The sequence below is a fragment of the Sphingomonas sp. genome, assembly GCF_017304635.1.
Taxonomy (GTDB): domain Bacteria; phylum Pseudomonadota; class Alphaproteobacteria; order Sphingomonadales; family Sphingomonadaceae; genus Sphingomonas.
Window position 1 is genome coordinate 333,250 of record NZ_JAFKMA010000002.1, and the last position, 18,498, is coordinate 351,747.

General features: G+C 68.4%; 14 protein-coding genes and 1 tRNA gene. 11 read left to right on the top strand and 4 right to left on the bottom strand.

The window, feature by feature from the left end; genetic code table 11:
* The first annotated feature begins 19 nt into the window (after positions 1-19).
* From J0I47_RS08700 to J0I47_RS08710, 3 genes are all read left to right on the top strand, one after another.
* Entirely contained in the window at positions 20-1,897 is a 1,878-nt protein-coding gene (locus J0I47_RS08700) for an EAL domain-containing protein (RefSeq protein WP_294046426.1), read from the top strand.
* Positions 1,897-3,762 (top strand): CHASE4 domain-containing protein, encoded by a 1,866-nt coding sequence (locus J0I47_RS08705; RefSeq protein ID WP_294046428.1) that lies wholly within the window; start codon positions 1,897-1,899, stop codon positions 3,760-3,762. Before J0I47_RS08700 ends, J0I47_RS08705 begins: the two co-directional genes overlap by 1 nt.
* Before the next feature lie 194 nt (positions 3,763-3,956).
* The gene (locus J0I47_RS08710; protein ID WP_294046429.1) at positions 3,957-4,382 is read left to right on the top strand and encodes an organic hydroperoxide resistance protein; all 426 of its coding nucleotides are present in this window, start codon (positions 3,957-3,959) and stop codon (positions 4,380-4,382) included.
* 9 nt (positions 4,383-4,391) lie between these two features.
* On the opposite strand, the gene J0I47_RS08715 is transcribed toward J0I47_RS08710, so the two are convergent.
* From J0I47_RS08715 to J0I47_RS08725, 3 genes are all read right to left on the bottom strand, one after another.
* Positions 4,392-5,513 (bottom strand): SET domain-containing protein, encoded by a 1,122-nt coding sequence (locus J0I47_RS08715; protein ID WP_294046431.1) that lies wholly within the window; start codon positions 5,511-5,513, stop codon positions 4,392-4,394.
* A 273-nt stretch (positions 5,514-5,786) separates the two neighbouring features.
* A tRNA-Pro gene (locus J0I47_RS08720) sits at positions 5,787-5,863 on the bottom strand.
* 203 nt (positions 5,864-6,066) lie between these two features.
* Positions 6,067-7,383 (bottom strand): FAD-dependent oxidoreductase, encoded by a 1,317-nt coding sequence (locus tag J0I47_RS08725; RefSeq protein WP_294046433.1) that lies wholly within the window; start codon positions 7,381-7,383, stop codon positions 6,067-6,069.
* 102 nt (positions 7,384-7,485) lie between these two features.
* Between J0I47_RS08725 and pnuC the strand changes: the two genes are divergently transcribed.
* The 3 genes from pnuC to lepA all read left to right on the top strand — a co-directional run bounded on the left by pnuC (position 7,486) and on the right by lepA (position 10,796).
* The gene (pnuC, locus tag J0I47_RS08730) at positions 7,486-8,112 is read left to right on the top strand and encodes a nicotinamide riboside transporter PnuC (RefSeq protein ID WP_294046435.1); all 627 of its coding nucleotides are present in this window, start codon (positions 7,486-7,488) and stop codon (positions 8,110-8,112) included.
* A gap of 241 nt (positions 8,113-8,353) precedes the next feature.
* Entirely contained in the window at positions 8,354-8,887 is a 534-nt protein-coding gene (locus J0I47_RS08735; protein WP_294046437.1) for an AAA family ATPase, read from the top strand.
* 112 nt (positions 8,888-8,999) lie between these two features.
* The gene (lepA, locus tag J0I47_RS08740; RefSeq protein WP_294046439.1) at positions 9,000-10,796 is read left to right on the top strand and encodes a translation elongation factor 4; all 1,797 of its coding nucleotides are present in this window, start codon (positions 9,000-9,002) and stop codon (positions 10,794-10,796) included.
* Between the two features lie 44 nt (positions 10,797-10,840).
* Here the strand turns inward: lepA and J0I47_RS08745 are convergent, their stop codons facing one another.
* Positions 10,841-11,479 (bottom strand): hypothetical protein, encoded by a 639-nt coding sequence (locus J0I47_RS08745; RefSeq protein WP_294046440.1) that lies wholly within the window; start codon positions 11,477-11,479, stop codon positions 10,841-10,843.
* 195 nt (positions 11,480-11,674) lie between these two features.
* Between J0I47_RS08745 and J0I47_RS08750 the strand changes: the two genes are divergently transcribed.
* From J0I47_RS08750 to J0I47_RS08770, 5 genes are all read left to right on the top strand, one after another.
* On the top strand, positions 11,675-11,947 hold the full coding sequence (locus J0I47_RS08750; protein WP_294046442.1) for a hypothetical protein: 273 nt from the start codon (positions 11,675-11,677) through the stop codon (positions 11,945-11,947).
* A 127-nt stretch (positions 11,948-12,074) separates the two neighbouring features.
* Entirely contained in the window at positions 12,075-12,833 is a 759-nt protein-coding gene (locus J0I47_RS08755; protein WP_294046710.1) for a DUF2334 domain-containing protein, read from the top strand.
* Positions 12,834-12,853: 20 nt separating this feature from the next.
* A complete protein-coding gene (locus J0I47_RS08760; protein ID WP_294046444.1) occupies positions 12,854-13,816 on the top strand; it encodes a hypothetical protein in 963 nt (320 codons plus the stop codon).
* A complete protein-coding gene (locus J0I47_RS08765; RefSeq protein WP_294046446.1) occupies positions 13,816-14,988 on the top strand; it encodes a glycosyltransferase in 1,173 nt (390 codons plus the stop codon). The genes J0I47_RS08760 and J0I47_RS08765 overlap by 1 nt, the downstream gene beginning before the upstream one ends.
* A 50-nt stretch (positions 14,989-15,038) precedes the next feature.
* Positions 15,039-18,440 carry a glycosyltransferase gene (locus J0I47_RS08770; protein WP_294046447.1) on the top strand — a complete coding sequence of 1,134 codons (3,402 nt, stop codon included), beginning with the start codon at positions 15,039-15,041 and terminating at the stop codon, positions 18,438-18,440.
* Positions 18,441-18,498: the final 58 nt, after the last annotated feature.

Consider the following 18,498-nt stretch of genomic DNA (forward strand, 5'->3'; position numbering starts at 1 on the left):
GCCAATGAAGGGGTGGCCTGTGCGCATTCTGATCGTCGACGACGAGCCCGCGATGCACGATTCCTACCGCCGCTGTTTCGCGCGCGGGGAATGTGCCGAGGACGGTGCGCTGAACGCGATGGCGGCCGAATTGTTCGGCGAGCAGGCGGAACCGCGCGGCGACGTGCCGGCGTTCGATACGGTGCATTGCCTGCAAGGACTCGATGCCGTGGCGCAGGTCGAAGCGGCAATCGCCGCCGGCGACCCGTTCGCGGTCGCCTTCATCGACATCCGCATGCCGCCGGGGATCGACGGCAAGGAGACCGCGACGCGGATCCGCGCGCTCGATCCGAACGTCAACCTGGTCATCACCACCGGCTTCTCCGACTTCTCGCCGATCGAGATTTCGAAGGTGGCGGGGCCGGCCGACAAGATCTTCTACATCGCCAAGCCGTTCGAGGTCGCCGAGGTCGTCCAGACCGCGACCGCGCTGGTCCACCGCTGGGCCGCCGACCGCGAGCTGGCGGCGGCGATGGCGCAACTGACCGAGCAGTCGGTCGAGCTCGCCGCGAACGAATCCCGCGCGCTGCATCTGGCGACGCACGATTCGCTGACCGAGGCGCCCAACCGGCTCGCCTTCGTGAAGGCGCTGGCCGAACAGGCGCGGGGCGGCGGCATGTTCGCGGCGGCGATGGTCGATCTCGATCGCTTCAAGCTGGTCAACGACACGCTCGGCCATCTGGCGGGCGACGAATTGCTGCGCGCGATGTGCGGGCTGCTCCAGTCCAGCGCACCGGCCGGCGCGACCGTCGCCCGGCTCGGCGGCGACGAGTTCGGCATCCTGTTCGACACGCCCGGCGAGCAAGCCGCGGTGATGGCGTGCGATCGCATCGTCGCGGCGTGCGCGACCAGTTTCCGCATCCTCGGCCATTCCGTGCAGGGCAGCGCCTCGATCGGCGTCGTCGTGGTCGAGGGCAGCGACGCGCGCGACCCGGTCGACGTGATGCGCCGCGCCGACCTCGCGCTCAACCACGCCAAGAAAGCGGGGCGCGGCGTGGTGCGCAGCTTCGACGAGACGATGGACGACAGCGTCCGCTTCCGCCGCCGCATCGAAGGCGGGCTCGGCCAGGCGATCGAGCGCGGCGAGTTGAGCCTCGCCTACCAGCCGATCGTCGCGGGCGACCGCATGGAAGTGGTCGGGTTCGAGGCGCTACTACGCTGGCGGACCGCGGAGTTCGGGCCGATCAGCCCGGCGCTGTTCATCCCGATCGCCGAGGAATCGAACCTGATCCACGAGCTCGGCGACTGGGTGCTCGACGAGGCGCTGAAGGTGCTGCCCGACTGGCCCGGCCAGTACGTGTCGGTCAATTTCAGCCCGCGCCAGTTCCGTCGCCAGAACTTCGTCGGCCACCTGATGGAACGCGTCCAGCATGCCGGGATCGCGCCGAGCCGCGTCCAGATCGAGATCACCGAGACCGCGATCTTCGACAATGCCGAACGCGCCGCCGACACGCTCTACAAGCTGCGCCAGATGGGGTTCCGCATCGCGCTCGACGATTTCGGGACCGGATATTCGTCGCTCTACAACATCCGCAAGTTCGCGCTCGATTGCCTGAAGATCGACAAGAGCTTCATCGACGGCATGGGCCGCGAGAAGGAATCGGCGGCGATCGTGCAGTCGATCGTCCATCTCGGCCGCGCGCTGGGGCTGGGCGTGGTGGCCGAAGGGGTCGAGACCGACGCGCAGGTCCAGGCGCTGCGGCTGGCGGGGGCAAGCCACCTCCAGGGCTATTATTTCTCGCGGCCTGTCCCGGCGGCGGACGCCAAGGCGATGGCCGAGGCGCGCTTCGTCGGCGGGGCGGACGATCTCGGCGGCGACGAATTCGCGATCCAGGCGGGTAACGGAACGGCGGGCTGATGCCCATCCGCCAGGCGATCGCGCGGGGGCGCCAGAAGGCGACGGCGGCCTCGCTCGGCGGCAAGCTGCTGCTGGTGTTGGCGGCGGTCGGGCTGATCGGCTCGGTCGCGCTGACGCTGTTGCTGGCGGCCGTCATCACGCCCAGTTTCAACGCGCTCGAGCATCAGTCGATCGACGGCCATGTCGAGCGCACCCGCGCCGCGCTCAACGACTTCGCGGTCAAGGTCGAGAATTCGGTGCGCGATTACGGCGACTGGAATTCGAGCTACGACTATATCGTCCACCCGACCAAGGCGTTCGAAGCGGAGAGTTTTTCGCCGCTCGCGATGGCCAATCTCGACATGGACGGAATGGCCTATCTGCGCCCCGATCGCAGCCTGGTGATCGCGCGCTGGATCGATCCGCGGACTGGCCGCGAGCGCGACAATCTGCGCGATGCGATGGTCGCGAAATTGCGCGCCCTGCCGCTCGATGCGGCGATGAAGGGGGGCAGTTCGGGGCATTTCTACACGCGGCTCGGCGACGTCGTCGCGGCGGTCGGCGTTGCGCAGGTGCGGCGGAGCGACGGTAGCGGGACGCCACACGGGTACGTGCTGATGGTGCGGCAACTGACCCCGCGCCAGTTGAGCGGCTTGTTGCAGGTGCGCGCGCGGCTCGACCTCGGCGGTGCGAGCGCGGCGCTGGTCACGACGAACGCGGACACGTTGCAGATCGCGGTGCCGATCACCGGCCCCGACGGCCGCGCGGTCGCGGCGGCGCGGTTCGCGGTGCCGCGCGACGTGTCCCTGTTGGGGCGCCACATGCTGTGGCTGGCGGTGGCGGGGGCGACGTTGCTGTTGCTGATCGTGCTGGCGGTGCTGCGGCGGATGATTACGCGGCTGGTGCTGCGCCCGCTCGGCCGGGTCGAGGCGCACATGCAGCAGGTGAGTGCCTCTGGCAGCCTCGCGCTGCTCGACCGCGACGATGCCGCGCGCGACGAAATCGCCTCGCTCGGGCGCAGTTTCAACGCGATGCTGGTCCAGCTCAAGGACTTGCGCGAGCAGATCGAGGTGCAGGGGTTCGAGCTCGGCCGTTCCGAAAGCGCGGTCGCGGTGATGCACAACGTGCGCAACGCGCTAAACCCGATCACCACAATCCTGAGCCAGGGGATCGACCAGCCGGCGCCGGTCGATCGCGCAATGCTCGACCGGGCGATCGCCGAGCTGGGCGGCGAGACGGAGCCGGACCGGCGCGTGCGGTTGAGCCGGTTCGTCGCCGCCGCCGTCGCCGCCGAGGACCGCCAGCGCGCCGACCGCCGCGACCAGATGCAGGTCGGCCGCGATGCGATGCGCCAGGTGCTGGAGATCATCGGCACGCAACAGGTGCTGGCGCACGAACGCCCGCCACTCGAACCCTGCGACGCGACGCAGATCATCGCCCAGAACGCGACGATCGCGCTCCATGCCGGCGACGGCCGCTCGATCGCCTTCGCGTTTCCGGCGCGCCCGCATCCGGTCATGGCCAACCGCGTGCTGCTGAGCCAGGTGATCGGCAATCTGTTCGCCAACGCCGCCGACGCGATCGGCGCGGTCGGCGGGTCGGGCAGCATCAAGGTGACGGTCGACGATTTGCCAGACGGCCGGGTCGAGATCGCGATCCGCGACAGCGGGGAGGGGTTCGACGCCTCTCGCGCGGCGCAACTGTTCCAGCGCGGCTATTCGACGCGGGCGGACAAGTCCGGCGGGCTCGGGCTTCACTGGTGCGCCAATTCGATGATTGCGATGCAGGGCTCGCTCAACCTCGCGAGCGAAGGGCCGGGGCTGGGCGCCATCGCGAAACTGGTGCTGTGCGCGCCGGAGCCGGCAGCGACGGGGCTCGCGGCCTGACCTTCACGACCGGAATGTGGCGAAGTTGACGCGGACGCGGCGTTAAAACGAAATCCAGATATATCAAAGTGCTCTGGTAGGATATTGCGACAAATCCTACATTGCAACCGGCGCCATGCCGACAGACCGGCGGAACGATCCGCCGCCGCTGCCGTTGCCCCGACGAACCACTCACCAGCGGGAGACGAGCAGCAATGTCCGTGGACGTGATCTACAAGACGAAGGCGACCGCCACTGGCGGCCGCGACGGCCATGCCCGGACCGAGGATGGCGATGTCGACGTGAACCTGGTCGTACCCAAGGAGATGGGCGGCCCGGGTGGCGCCGGCGCCAACCCGGAAAAGCTGTTCGCCTGCGGCTATTCAGCGTGCTTCCTGGGCGCGATGAAGGCGGTGTCGGGCAAAGTCGGCGTCAAGGTGCCGGCCGACGCCGCCGTCACTGCCGAGATCGGCTTCGGCCCCCGGTCGGAGGGTGGCTACGGCATCACCGCCGACCTGACGATCGACTTGCCGGGCGTTGATAAGGCCGAGGCCGAGCGCTTGGTCGCCGAAGCGCACAAGGTCTGCCCCTATTCGAATGCGACCCGCAACAACGTCGATGTGGGCCTGACGGTCGCCTGACGCGCGGTCCTACGCGGCCCGGTCGCGTCCCACGGCGTCCTTGCGACGCAGATAGGGCGCGACCAGGTTGCGCGCGCGGAACCATTCCTGCCGCTCCGGGCTCAGCGTCGCGAAATTGCCGATGACGCGGCGGCAATCTGGCGCGCGGCACTGGCAGATCATGTGCCAGTTCGATTCGGCCAGCGTCGTCGAATAGTCCCAGGCGATCTCCTCGCCGGCCGCGATCTCGCGCAACGCCACCAGCCGCACGCCGTCCGCCCCGAACCGCAACCCGGCATTGGGCGCGCAGCTATGGTTGATGAGGTCGTCGATCCGCCCGGACGGTCCCATGACGTGACTGGGCGTCACCTGGACGAAGCGGTCGGCCCGCCCCCGCGCGAGGCTGGGCAGGCGATCGCTGCGGAAACGGCGGCCGGTGAACGGCATCAGCGTCTCGCCGCTCGCGAAGTCGCGGCCCGCGAACACGGCACGACCGAGATGCGTTTCGCCGACCCGGAAGGCGTCCCCGGATCGCGCGCCGAACGCACCGCGCGCCAAGGCCAGCGACCGCCACGGATTGATCGTCGCCAGACCGATCATGAACCAGACGCTCGCATGGCAGGCCAGTTCGACCAGGATATAGGCATATTCGCCGACCGGGCTGCCGGGGCTGCGCGCCGCGACCAGCAGGGTCGCGAGGTCGCCGATCGTCCACAATCCCCAGGCCGGCGACCGCTCGCGCCCGCGATCGGCGGCGACGCTCGCCCAGGTCGGCCAGAAGCTGACCGGCACCGCCACGACGACCAGCATGTGCGCCCAGAACGCCTCGCGGAACACCGCCCACAACGCGATGCTCGACAGGCAGGCGGCCATGCAGACCGTCTCGGTCCGCGACGGCAGGCTCCACGCCGAGCGGCGCCACAACGCCACCGTGATCGCGACGCAGGCGATGGTCGCGAACGCGAACACCCAGCGTTGCGGCGCGTCCGGATTGACCGCGGCATAGGTCGACGCCTCGACCGCGGTCGCCGCCGACCAGATCAGCCACGACGCGCGGTTGGGCTCGACCAGATGCCGGCGCAGCCCCGCCAGGTACGCCGCATACCCCGCGAAACTCGCGGCCAGCGCCACCCCGAACCACGCTCCGATCATCACCCCGCCCGCGAAAACGCCCCGAAAAACAACGCGGCGTTTACCATGTTGGACCGAATCCGTCCATGCGAGGCGCGGAAGTTTGCGCGGGGCGGGGTGGGAGACTCAGTTCATCTGAACCTCGTCATTGCAAGGAGCGAAGCGACGCGGCAATCTAGGCCTCGGGTACGGTGCACGTGGACTGCTTCGCTTCGCTTGCAATGAGGCGGAGGTCGGCCCTTCGCTGTCGCTCGGGAATTTTCCGGCGCGGACGTTCGCTGACAGCCGGAAAATTGGTCGGGAAGAGAGGATTCGAACCTCCGGCCCCTGCCTCCCGAAGACAGTGCTCTACCAGGCTGAGCTACTCCCCGACGGAGTACCGGATCGCGGGCCGCTCGGGGGCCTACCGGTGCTTGGAGGCGCGCCTATAGCCAGCGCGATGCGGGGACGCAAGCGGCTGTAGCGGGCGGGTGGCGACTAAATCTCCGTCGTCTCGGCGGAGAGCGAGGGCGCCGTGTTTTGGGTCGCTCGTTTCCCGATAATCCAGCGGCCCCGGCCTGCGCCGGGGCGACGATCAGTGTCTGGCCGCCAGCATCGCGTCGATGCTCGTCAGCTTCTCGCGCGGGGAGCCGGCACGCGCGGCGGCGATTTCGGCGGCTTCGATCTTCTGCCAGTCGCGGAACGTGACGACGTCGGTGCCGCGCGTCGCCAGCAGCGCGTCGAGCCCGGCACGGCCCGCCTTGCCGCTCGCGTCGGCCGTGTCGGCGGCGATCTGCTCGGCGATCAGGAAGCCGTCGGGGCGGTTGGTGCCGATCGTGCCGGTCGGGCCCCGGCGCGCCCAGCCGACCGCATAGAGGCCGGGCGCGATCCGCCCCTCGTCATTGGCGAAGCGGCCGAGCTTCGCGTCGTATGGGACGCCCTCGATTGGCGGGGTGCGATAGCCGATGCAACTGACGACGAGCGCGGCGGGGATCGCATAGGTCTCGCCGGTGCCGTGCGCGCCGCCGTCGGCGCCGATCGCCGTCCGCTCGACGATGACGCGTTCGACCTTGCCGTCCCCCTCGATCGCGACCGGCATGGCGTAGAAGTCGAAGTCGATCGTGATCGGCTTGGCCGCCACCTCCACAGTTGCGAAGTTGCGCAAATGCGTGACCGATTTGCGCAGGCCCGGTTCGAGCGGCGCGTCGTCGGCTTCCGGCGGCAGGTCGGCGGCATCGACACGCGGCGCGGCGCGCGACAGATGGCCGAGTTCGCCCAATTCCTTCGGCGTCATCGCGATCTGGTGCGGGCCGCGGCGGGCGAGGATGGTGATGGTCTCGTGGCTCGCGCCGCCGAGATGGTCGAGCGCGTGGCCGACGATATCCGACCCCTCGAACTCCGCCGCCGTCTTGGCGAGGATGCGCGCGACGTCGAGCGCGACGTTGCCCGCGCCGACCACGACCGCGCCGGGGCCGCTCAGCACCGGGGCGAGGTCGGCGAAATCGGGATGGCCGTTATACCAGCCGACGAATGCCGCCGACCCGACCACGCCGGGCAAATCGTCGCCGGGAATGCCGAGCGGCCGGTCGGCGGGCGCGCCGGTCGCGAGCACGACCGCGTCATAGAGGTCGAGCAGTTCGGGGATGCTCACGTCCTTGCCCACCGTCACGTTGCCGACGAAGCGGACGTTATCGGACAAAGCGGTCGCTTCGTAGCGGCGGCTGACGCCCTTGATCGACTGATGGTCGGGCGCGACCCCGGTGCGGATCAGGCCGTAGGGGACGGGCAGGCGGTCGATGATGTCGACGCGCACGCCGCCACCGGCCGCGGCATCGTCGCCGAACTGCTTCTGGCACGCTTCGGCCGTATAATATCCCGCCGGTCCCGAACCGATGATCGCGACGTGCCGCATCATCCTCTCCCGCTGTTTTGCCGACCCTAGCGGCGCGCGCGAAGACTGGAAAGGCGCAGAAATCCTTGGCCGGAGCGGCCGGTGGCGTTATCTGTGCCGGGGATGCCCTCGCTCGTCCGCGAATTCCTGAGCGAGATGTCGCCGATCGAGGGCGTCGCGGCGGTGCTCGTCCTCGTCAACGTGTGGCTGGTCGCGCGACGCAGCATCTGGAACTATGCGTTCGGTGTCGCCGGGGTCGCCATCTACGGGTGGGTGTTCTTTCACGCCCGCCTCTACAGCGACGCGCTGTTGCAGGTCTTCTTCCTGGTGCTTAACCTCTACGGCCTCGCCAAGTGGCGCCAGTCGCGGGCCCAGGCCGGCGAGGTGGTCGTCGAGCGGCTCGGCGTCGGCAAGCGCTTTGCCTGGGCGGGCGGGATCCTGGTTGCGATCGCGGTGTGGGGCTGGCTGATGCACCGCTTCACCGACGCCTCGCTGCCCTGGTGGGACGCCGGCGTCGCGATGACCAGCGTCGCCGCGCAATTGCTGATGTCGTGGCGCAAGCTGGAGAATTGGTGGCTGTGGATCGCCGCCAACATGCTGTCGATCGGGCTCTACGCCGTGAAGGGCCTGTGGATCACGATGGCGCTCTACGTCGTGCTGCTCGGATTGGCGATTTGGGGGCTGGCGCGCTGGCGGGCGGCACGGGTAGAGGCGCCGAGGGGCCGTACTCAGTTGGAACGTGGATCGTGATCGCTCGGAGCAACCCGCTGGCAAGGAACGCCGCGCCGTCGCGTAGCCAAAGCTACGCGCCAGCAAGTGACGCCGTCCAGCGGGTTGCTCCGAGCGACCGCTTTGCGGCGGGCCGATTTTGGCGCCGGGCGGCGTCGCTGCGTCAGTCACGATGCTTGCGGCATCGCTCCTTCCTTGCTTCTGGCCCGACCCCAAAATCGGCGCCGTTACGACCGCGTTCCAACTGAGTACGGCCCCTTAGATGAAACTCCGCTCGATCTGCCTGCACGGCCCCGAAAGCACGGGCAAGTCGACGATGGCGCCAGAGCTCGCGCGGCATTTCGGGTCGGCCTGCGTGGTCGAATATGGCCGCACTTATACGGAGGCGTTCGGGACCGGCTGGACGATGGCCGACCTGGTCGCGATCGCGCAGGCGCACGATGCGCAGACGCGCTCCGCGATCGCCAGCGGCCGCACCCCGGTGATCCTCGACACCGACCCGCTGATGACCGAGGTCTGGGCGGAGATGCTGTACGGCAAGCACGATCCATGGTTCGATTCGTGGAGCGGGTGCGCCGACCTCTATCTGCTGTTCGAACCCGATCTGCCCTGGGTCGATGACGGCACCCGCATGTTCGGCACCCCGGCCAAGCGCGCCAAATTCTACGATCTGTCGAAACAGGTGCTGGAACGCCGCGGCGTCCGCTGGCTGACGGTCAGCGGCAAGGGCGAGAAGCGGTATCTCAACGCGCTGAAGGCGATCCTGGGCACCGAGAAGGCGATGGCCGACGCCTGAGAGTGTGTCGCGAAATTCGCGGAAGGGCGAGTTTCGATGCGGGGCCGATGCCGCCAATCTACACGCTCTCGCTTTGGCTTTGCCGCGCAGCCTGCTATCGGCGCCGCCAATCATGACCACGCCCCTCGACAAGATCCGCAATTTCTCGATCATCGCGCATATCGACCATGGTAAGTCGACGCTGGCCGATCGCCTGATCCAGCGCACCGGCGGCCTGTCTGACCGCGAGATGTCGGCGCAGGTGCTCGATAACATGGAGATCGAGAAGGAGCGCGGCATCACCATCAAGGCGCAGACCGTGCGCCTGGAGTGGAAGGGCTACGAGCTCAACCTGATGGACACGCCGGGGCATGTCGACTTCGCGTACGAAGTGTCGCGGAGCCTGGCAGCGTGCGAAGGCGCGTTGCTGGTGGTCGACGCGGCGCAGGGGGTCGAGGCGCAGACGCTCGCCAACGTCTATCAGTCGATCGAGCACGACCATGAGATCGTGCCGGTCATCAACAAGATCGACCTGTCCGCCGCCGAGCCGGAGAAGGTGCGGGCCGAGATCGAGGAAGTGATCGGGCTCGACGCGTCCGGCGCGGTGCTGGCCTCGGCCAAGTCGGGGATCGGCATCGATGAGATCCTCGACGCGGTGGTCGAGCGCATCCCGGCGCCCAAGGGCGACGCCTTGGCGCCGCTGAAAGCGATGCTGGTCGACAGCTGGTACGACCCGTATCTCGGCGTCGTCATCCTCGTCCGCGTGATCGACGGCGTGCTGAAGAAGGGGCAGCAGGTCACCTTCATGCAGGCGGGGACGCAGCATCTGGTCGATCGCGTCGGCTGCTTCCGCCCCAAGATCGAGCAGTTGAGCCAGCTCGCGCCGGGCGAGATCGGCTTCATCACCGCGCAGATCAAGGATGTCGCGCAGGCCCGCGTCGGTGATACGCTGACCGATGCGAAGAAGCCCGCCGCCGAAGCGCTGCCGGGGTTCAAGGAAGTCCAGCCGGTGGTGTTCTGCGGGCTGTTCCCGGTCGATGCCAACGACTTCGAGAAGCTTCGTGAGTCGATTTCGAAGCTGCGGCTCAACGACGCCAGCTTTTCGTTCGAGATGGAGACCTCGGCCGCGCTCGGCTTCGGGTTCCGCTGCGGGTTCCTCGGGCTGCTCCACTTGGAGATCATCCAGGAGCGGCTGACGCGCGAATACGATCTCGACCTCATCACGACGGCGCCGTCGGTGGTGTACCAGATCGAGCTCACGCACGGCGGCGGGCATATCGAACTGCACAATCCGGCCGACATGCCCGAGCCGAACAAGATCGAGAGCATCGCCGAGCCGTGGATCCTGGCGACGATCTACACCCCCGACGAATATCTCGGCTCGATCCTGAAGCTGTGCCAGGACCGGCGCGGCATCCAGAAGAACCTGACCTATGTCAGCGGACGCGCGCAGGTGACGTACGAATTGCCGCTCAACGAAGTGGTGTTCGATTTCTACGACCGGCTGAAATCGCTGTCGAAGGGCTATGCGAGTTTCGACTACAACCAGATCGGCTACCGTGAGGGTGACCTGGTCAAGATGGGCATCCTGGTCAACGAGGAGCCGGTCGATGCGCTCAGCATGATCGTCCACCGCGCGACCGCCGAGGTACGCGGGCGCGGCATGGTCGAGCGGTTGAAGGAACTGATCCCGCGCCACCTGTTCAAGATTCCGATCCAGGCGGCGATCGGCGGCAAGGTGATCGCGCGCGAGACGATCAGTGCGATGCGCAAGGACGTGACCGCGAAATGTTATGGCGGCGACGCGACGCGCAAGCGCAAGCTGTTGGAAAAGCAGAAGAAGGGCAAGGCGAAGATGCGCGAATACGGGAGCGTCAGCATCCCGCAGGAAGCGTTCATCGCCGCGTTGCGGATGGGCGACGAGGGTTAGGCGTAGCCGTCACCCCGGTTCAACGCCGCGGCGACGAGCGCCCCTTAGCGCTTGCCGCAACGCAGGCTGGGTTCAACGCTGACCTTGCCGGCGGCATCGCGCGAGAACAATTGGACGTCCCGGCACAGCTTGCCGCCAACCGTCCGTTCGGCCCCCAGCACTTCCAGCGAGCGTTCGCCGTCGCTGGCGGGGACGTCGACGATATCGGGGCTGGCGCTCGCCGAATCGAGCGTGGCGTCGGTCGTGCCGGCGAGCACGGCCGCCGGCGCGTCGCCCGCGGGCATCGCTTCGGCCGGGGCCGCCGCGACATGTGCGGGCCGGTGCGTGTGGGAAAGGCGTGGCGCGTGCCGCTCCGGCGCCGCGGCCGGGCGATCGGGGATCGCCAACGTTGCCGAATAGCTGGTCGCCGGGGCGGGCGCGGGAAGCAGCGCGACATAGGTCAGGAACAGCCCGACCGACGCGACCCCGATCAGCACCTTGCCCGGCACCGCTCGCGCACCGGTCTGTCCTTCGGCGCCGGTCAGCATCGTGTAGCGATCCTGCACCCGCTCGAACGCGATCCGCCGCGACCCGATGCTGATCGCGAACCGGCTGTGCTTCAGCGTGCGATGGTAGCTGGGAACGACGCTGCCCTGCGGCCGGGCGGGCGCGGCGACGACGGGCGGACCGCTGGCGATGGTCATGACCTTCTCCGACTCGATGGGAACGAGCCGCGATCAAAGCGCAGCGCGGGGGGCAGCGCAAGGCGGCAGGCCGACCGGGCCGCCGCCGCGACCTTGCGACAATTCGATGCAATTGCGGCGGGAACGCGCTGGAACGGCAGGCGTTTTCCCTGGGTCCATCCGGACTCATGTGTAACCAGTATCGAGAGGTCCGCCATGAATAAACTTCTGACCGCAGCACTCGTCGCGAGTGCCGGCATCGCATCGATCGCCGCCATACCCGCCCAGGCCGCCGACGGTTGCGGCCGTGGCTATCACCGTGGCCCGTACGGCCATTGCCGCCCCAACATGGGCCCCGGCCCGGTCGTCGTTCGCGAGCCGGGCGTCAATCTGGTCATCGGCAACTACTATCCGCGCCGTGGCTATTGGGACGGCCGCCGCTATTGGTGGCACCGCGAACGGTGGAACGGCGGCTGGCGCTATCGCTAAGGGCCGGTCCGGCAACGGATAAAGACAGGGCGGCTCCGAGCGATCGGGGCCGCCCTTCGCATGTGCGCCGCCAGCTTGCGAAATGGCGGATTTTGGCGTATCCGCGCTTTCTGTTGCAGTGCACAATATGACCGCCAGCGCCTCCCTGCTCACGTCGATCCACGACGTCTCCCCCAAGTTCGAAAGCCAGGTCGATCGCCTGGCCGACTTGGTTTCGCGCGGCATGGACGCGCCGCGTTACGCGATGCTGGTGGTGCCCGACCATTGGGGCGACGCGCCGATCGTCGCGGGGACGCCGTTTGCCAGCCGGCTGCGGGCGTGGTCGGACGCCGGGGTCGACATGTTCGTCCACGGCTGGTTCCACCTCGACCGCTCCGAGCATGAAGGTGCGATGGCGCGGTTCAAGGCCAAGCGCATGACCGCGGGGGAGGGTGAGTTTCTCGGCCTCGACCATGCGACCGCCCGCGCGCGGATGGCCGACGGACGCAAGCTGATCGAGGATATCATCGGCCGCCCGGCGCAGGGGTTCATCGCCCCGGCCTGGCTGTACGGCGAGGGGGCGCGACAAGCGCTGGGCGAGGAAGGCTTCGCGCTCGCCGAGGATCACATGCGCGTCTGGCGCCCGAGCGACGGCGCGGTGCTGGCGCGCGGACCGGTCATCACCTGGGCGAGCCGCAGCCGCTGGCGCATCGCCTCGTCGCTGGCGGTGGCGGCGGTGGCGCGCGCGGCGCTGCCGCGGCGGCCGTGGATGCGGCTCGCCGTTCATCCTGGGGACACCAACGTCCCGGCATTGCTCGACAGCATCGCGAGCACAATCGCCAGTTTGTCGCGGGGGGCGCGTTTCGCCCGGTACCGCGAGCTTGTCGAACCAGCCGCCGCGGCCTGAGCGCGGCGAGCACGGGAGGGGTGGACGACGTTCGCATGAACGACGTGGCGGGCACGGTGAACGAAGCGGCGGCGGTGCCGGCAGGGCATTGGGCCGTGGCCGCCGACCAGCGCGCGCGGCCGCTCTGGCTGCGTTGGGCCGGGCCGATCCTGTCGATCGCGATCATCGGCGCGGTCATCAACGCCTTCGGCGCGCGCGACCTGGTCGAATTGTGGCGGTCGCTGCCGCGCTCGCCGCTGTTCTGGGCGACGCTGGCGCTGTTGTGGGCGGCGACGCCGGTCGCCGACTTCCTGATCTTCCGCGGTTTGTGGGGATTGCCGCTGGCCGGCCTCGCCGCGCTGTTCCGCAAGGCGGCGACCAACGAGCTGGTGTTCGGTTATACCGGCGAGCTGCAATTCTACGTCTGGGCGCGGCGGCATGCCGACATTCCGGGATCGCCGTTCGGCGCGGTGCGCGACGTCGCGGTGCTGTCGGCGCTGGTCGGCAACGTCGTGACCATCGTGCTGCTGGCGATGGCGCTGCCGGTGCTGGGGCAGGCGCGGATCAACCCGCTCGGTCCCGATCTCGTCTGGTCGGCGATCGCGCTGATCGGCTCGTCGATGGCCGTCATGCTGTTCCGCCACCGCCTGTTCGCGCTGAGCCGCTGGCAATTCTGGCGGATCGCCGCGATCCACCTGGCGCGCGCGGTGATCGTCACGATCCTGTTCGCGATCCTGTGGTATCTGGTCCAGCCGAGTATTGCGCTCGGTTGGTGGGTCGTCCTTGCCGCGGCTCGCCAATTCGTCACGCGATTGCCGTTTCTGCCCAACAAGGACCTTGTTTTCGCCGGATTGACTGCCCAGTTGCTGAGCGGAGACCCCAACCTGACCGACACCGTGGTATTGGTGGCGACGTTGTTCGCGGCGGGTCAGGTGCTGATCGGAGGCGCGCTCGCGGTGGTCGACTTGGTGCGCGAAGCGGCGTTGCGACGGAAGGCAGGCTGATGCGGATCGTCGATGTCTGTGCGTTCTACACGCCCGCCGGCGGCGGGGTGAAGACCTATGTCGAGCGCAAGCTGAAGGCGGGTCCGGCGGCGGGGCACGAGATCGTCATCCTGGCGCCCGGCGCGCGCGACGAGGTCACCAAGGTCGCGCCCGGCGCGATCGTCGCGACGATCGCCGCGCCGCGTTTCCCGCTCGACCGTAACTATCGCTATTTCGACGACGAGGCCCGGCTGCACGCAGCGCTCGATACCTGGGCGCCCGATCTGGTCGAGGTGGCGTCGCCTTGGACCAGCGCGTCGATGGTCGGTCGCTGGCAAGGCGCCGCGCCGCGCGCGCTCATCATGCATGCCGACCCGCTGTCGGCCTATGCCTATCGCTGGCTCGAAGGGCTGATGTCGCGTGAGACGATCGACCGGCGGTTCGACTGGTACTGGCGGCATCTGCGGCGGCTGAACGAGCAGTTCGATTTCGTCGTGAGCGCCAGCGACAACCTGACCCAGCGCCTGCGCGACGGCGAGGTCGACAAGGCGCGGACGATCCCGATGGGGGTCGAGCCCGGCCATTTCTCGCCGACCCTGCGCGACGAGGCGGTGCGCGCCGAGATGCTCGCGCAATGCGGCCTGCCCGAGGATGCGACGTTGCTGATCGGGCTCGGTCGGATGGCGCCTGAAAAGCGCTGGCCGATGGTGATCGAGGCGGTGCTGGCGGCGGGATCGAGCCATGCGATCGGGCTGGTGCTGATGGGGCAGGGCCGCGACCGGGCCAAGGTGATCCGCGCGACCCAGCGGTCGCCGCATATCGCGGTGCTGCCCCCGGTCGGCGATCGCGCCCGGCTGGCGCGCGTGATGGCGAGCGCCGATGCCCTGATCCACGGTTGCGAGGCGGAGACGTTCTGCATGGTCGCGGCCGAAGGCGCGGCGAGCGGCCTGCCGCTGATCCTGCCCGACCGTGGCGGCGCGGCGGATCATTTCCGCTGGGGTCGCGGCGCCCAGTATCTCGCCAACGATACGCGACATCTGGCGGCGCAGCTGACCGACTTCCTCGACGACGATCCCGCCGCGCATCGCCGCCGCGCGACGCTCGCCGCACCGCGCGTCCGGACGATGGACGACCACTTCATCGAGTTGTTCGACCTGTATCAGGGCCGCGTCGCGCGGCGTGTCGCCGCCTAAGTCGACGATCCCGACTTGAAGCGCGGCGCGCGGGGTGCCAAGCGACCGCGATGGCGGAAACCGGCAGACCCGTATTCTACGATCCCTCCGGCCGGCGGCGGCGCCGTTTCCTGGTCGCGGTCATCGCGTTCGTCGGACTACTGCTGATCTCGGCAACGTTGTTCGCCGCCTCGATCGGGCTCGTCGTCCCGCAGCCGCTGCTGCCGATCAGCGCGGAACATCCCGAACAGCACAAGCTGGCGCCGCCACACGACACGCTGCTCGACCGCACACGGCGGACGATCGACTGGTATGCGCGCCGGATCACTGGCACGACCCGGCGACAGGTCGCGAAGAGCGCCGGCAACGTGCCGCTGGCGATCGCCTTCCACGTGCCGTGGGACTCGGCCTCGGCCGATTCGCTGCGCCGGCACATCAACGAGCTCGACTGGGTGATTCCGGGCTGGGTGTCGGTGACGGGGCCGAACCACCAGATCACCACCGACCCCGACACCGCCGGGCGCGCGGTCATCAACGGCGCGACGCGGCGGCCGCTGATCCTGCCGATGGTCGCCAACATCCAGAACGGCGTGTGGGACCCGACCGGCATCGCCGCGATGCTGCACGACCCGAAGCTGCGCAAGAAATTCCTCGACTGGCTCGAACCGTGGCTGGTCGCCAACCATAGCGGCGGCGCCTTCTTCGATTTCGAGCAATTGCCGCCGTCGTCGCAGGCCGACTATCTCGCCTTCATGCGCGAGGCGAATACACGCTTCGACCGCCATGGCTGGGTGATCGCGATGGCGGTGCCGGTCGGCGACCCGGCGTGGAAGATCGCCGATTATGCGAAGATCGTCGATCGTGTCTTCCTGATGGCATATGACGAGCACGAGAATTCGGGCGAGCCGGGCCCGGTCGCGTCGCAGTCGTGGTTCGCCAAGTCGGTCGCCGACGCCGCGCGCGGCGTGCCCGCCGACAAGCTGGTCGTGACGATCGGCAATTACGGCTATCACTGGTATCCCGGCGGCGGCGATCCGGTGACGGTCGAGGAAGCGTGGCAGGCCGCGCGCGATTCGGACACGGTGCCGGTGTTCGACAAGGCGAGCGGCAATTCGGGTTTCGCGTACGAAGGCGACGACGGCAAGCGCAACGTCGTCTGGTTCCTTGACGCGGCGTCCGCCTACAACCAGATCGCGTTCCTCCGCCGCGCCGGCATCGGCGGCGTCGCGCTGTGGCGATTGGGCGCGGAAGATCCGGGTCTCTGGTCGATCTTCGGCCGGTCGTACCCGACGCTGCCGGCGGCTTCGGTCATCGATACGATCCCGATGGGGACGGACATCGACATCGAAGGCGCGGGCGAGATCCTGCGGATCGCGGCGACCCCGGCCGACGGCCATCGCACGGTGATGACCGCGCGCGACGGCACCATCGCCGCGGTCGATTTCGAGAAGCTGCCCAGCCAGTACGTGATCGAGCGCAGCGGCTACAGCCCGACCAAGATCGCGCTGACGTTCGACGACGGGCCCGATTCGACGTGGACGCCGCAGATCCTCGACATCCTGAAGCGCGAGCATGTCCCCGCCACCTTCTTCATCGTCGGCGAGAATGCGCTGACCGAGCGCGGCCTGCTCAATCGCATGGTGGCGGAGGGGCATGAGGTCGGCAGCCACACCTACACCCACCCCAACCTGGCCGGCGCGTCCGATACCCAGACCGACCTCCAGCTCAACGCCACGCAGCGGCTGTTCCAGGCGTTCACCGGGCGCTCGCTCAAGCTGTTCCGCGCGCCCTATTTCGGCGACGCCGAACCGACCACCGCCGACGAAATCGGGCCGGTCCTGCAAGCGCAGAAGCGCGGCTACATCTCGGTCGGCCTCCACGTCGACGCCGAGGACTGGCAGCGGCCGGGCGTGCAGGCGATCATCGACAATGTCATCAACGGCGTGAAGCTCGGCAATACGGGCTGCGTCGGCGGCGACAATACGAATTGCAGCCACAACATCGTCCTGCTCCACGACGCTGGCGGCAACCGCGCCCAGACGGTCGAGGCGTTGCCGGTCATCATCGATCGGCTGCGGGCTATGGGCTACACGTTCGTGCCCGTCTCCGACCTGGCCGGGATCAGCCGCGACGTCGCAATGCCGCCGATCTCCGCCAGCGACCGCACCGCGGCGGAGATCGACCTGTTCCTGTTCGGCACGCTGGGTGCGATCGTCACCGCACTGGGGTGGATCTTCACCTTCGCCATCTCGATCGGCATCCTGCGCGCGCTGCTGCTGTCGGCGCTGGCTTTGATCCAGGCGCGACGCGAGGGCCGGACAGTGTTTCCGGCGATCGATCCCGACCGCTTCGTGACCGTGATGATCCCGGCGTTCAACGAGGAGCGCGTGATCGAACGCTCGGTCCGCACCGTGCTCGCCTCGACCGACGTGCGGATCGAAGTGATCGTGATCGACGACGGGTCGAAGGACGCGACCAGCGCCATCGTGACCGAGAAGTTCGGCGACGATCCCCGCGTCCGATTGCTGACGCTGAAGAATGGCGGCAAGGCGCGGGCGCTCAACGAGGGGCTGGAGCTGGCCAAGGGCGAGATCGTCATCGCGCTCGACGCCGACACCCAGTTCGAACCGACCACGATCGCGCGGCTGGCGCGCTGGTTCGTCGATCCGAAGCTCGGCGCGGTCGCGGGCAATGCCAAGGTCGGCAACCGCGTCAACGTCGTCACTCGGTGGCAGGCGCTCGAATACGTCACCGCGCAGAACCTGGAACGCCGCGCGCTCGCCGGGCTGGGCGCGATGATGGTGGTGCCGGGCGCGGTCGGCGCGTGGCGGCTGGCGGCGATCCGCGAGGTCGGCGGCTATCCGCACGACACGCTCGCCGAGGACCAGGACCTGACGATCGCGATCCAGCGGGCCGGCTGGCACGTGACCTACGACCAATATGCCGTCGCCTGGACCGAAAGTCCCGAGAGCTTCCGCGGCCTCGCCAAGCAGCGGTTTCGCTGGGCGTACGGCACGCTGCAATGCCTGTGGAAGCACGGCCGCATCCTGCGCACCGGCAAACCGCGCGGGCTGGCGTTCATCGGCGTGCCGCAGGCGATCACGTTCCAGATCGTGCTGGCGGCGATCAGTCCGATCATCGACCTCGCGCTCATCATCAGCTTCATCACCACCTGGCTCGCGATCCAGGCGCATGGCTGGGCGCAGACCGAAGGCGACGTGCAGAAGATGCTGGCCTATTGGCTGATCTTCACCGCGATCGACATGCTGTCCGCGATCATCGCCTTCGCGTTGGAGCGGCGGGAGAAGTGGCGGCTGCTGTGGCTGCTGGTGCCGCAGCGCGTCGGGTATCGCCAGATCATGTATTATGTCGTGCTGAAGGCGATCACCCAGGCGGTGCGCGGGCCGAGCGTCGGCTGGGGCAAGCTCGCGCGGACGGGCCGGGCGACGGCGGGATCGGGACGGGCGGCCTGATCTCTGGCGCGAACGAGGAGTAGTGCGGCGACCGGCGGCGATGTATGCCGCTGGGATG

What these genes read in the sequence shown, in the direction of transcription:
- J0I47_RS08705 (WP_294046428.1), top strand. Translation starts at nt 1,897, where the DNA reads ATGCCCATCCGCCAGGCGATCGCGCGGGGGCGCCAGAAGGCGACGGCG.
- J0I47_RS08710 (WP_294046429.1), top strand. Translation starts at nt 3,957, where the DNA reads ATGTCCGTGGACGTGATCTACAAGACGAAGGCGACCGCCACTGGCGGC.
- J0I47_RS08715 (WP_294046431.1), bottom strand. Translation starts at nt 5,513, where the DNA reads ATGATCGGAGCGTGGTTCGGGGTGGCGCTGGCCGCGAGTTTCGCGGGG.
- J0I47_RS08725 (WP_294046433.1), bottom strand. Translation starts at nt 7,383, where the DNA reads ATGCGGCACGTCGCGATCATCGGTTCGGGACCGGCGGGATATTATACG.
- pnuC (WP_294046435.1), top strand. Translation starts at nt 7,486, where the DNA reads ATGCCCTCGCTCGTCCGCGAATTCCTGAGCGAGATGTCGCCGATCGAG.
- J0I47_RS08735 (WP_294046437.1), top strand. Translation starts at nt 8,354, where the DNA reads ATGAAACTCCGCTCGATCTGCCTGCACGGCCCCGAAAGCACGGGCAAG.
- lepA (WP_294046439.1), top strand. Translation starts at nt 9,000, where the DNA reads ATGACCACGCCCCTCGACAAGATCCGCAATTTCTCGATCATCGCGCAT.
- J0I47_RS08745 (WP_294046440.1), bottom strand. Translation starts at nt 11,479, where the DNA reads ATGACCATCGCCAGCGGTCCGCCCGTCGTCGCCGCGCCCGCCCGGCCG.
- J0I47_RS08750 (WP_294046442.1), top strand. Translation starts at nt 11,675, where the DNA reads ATGAATAAACTTCTGACCGCAGCACTCGTCGCGAGTGCCGGCATCGCA.
- J0I47_RS08755 (WP_294046710.1), top strand. Translation starts at nt 12,075, where the DNA reads ATGACCGCCAGCGCCTCCCTGCTCACGTCGATCCACGACGTCTCCCCC.
- J0I47_RS08765 (WP_294046446.1), top strand. Translation starts at nt 13,816, where the DNA reads ATGCGGATCGTCGATGTCTGTGCGTTCTACACGCCCGCCGGCGGCGGG.
- J0I47_RS08770 (WP_294046447.1), top strand. Translation starts at nt 15,039, where the DNA reads ATGGCGGAAACCGGCAGACCCGTATTCTACGATCCCTCCGGCCGGCGG.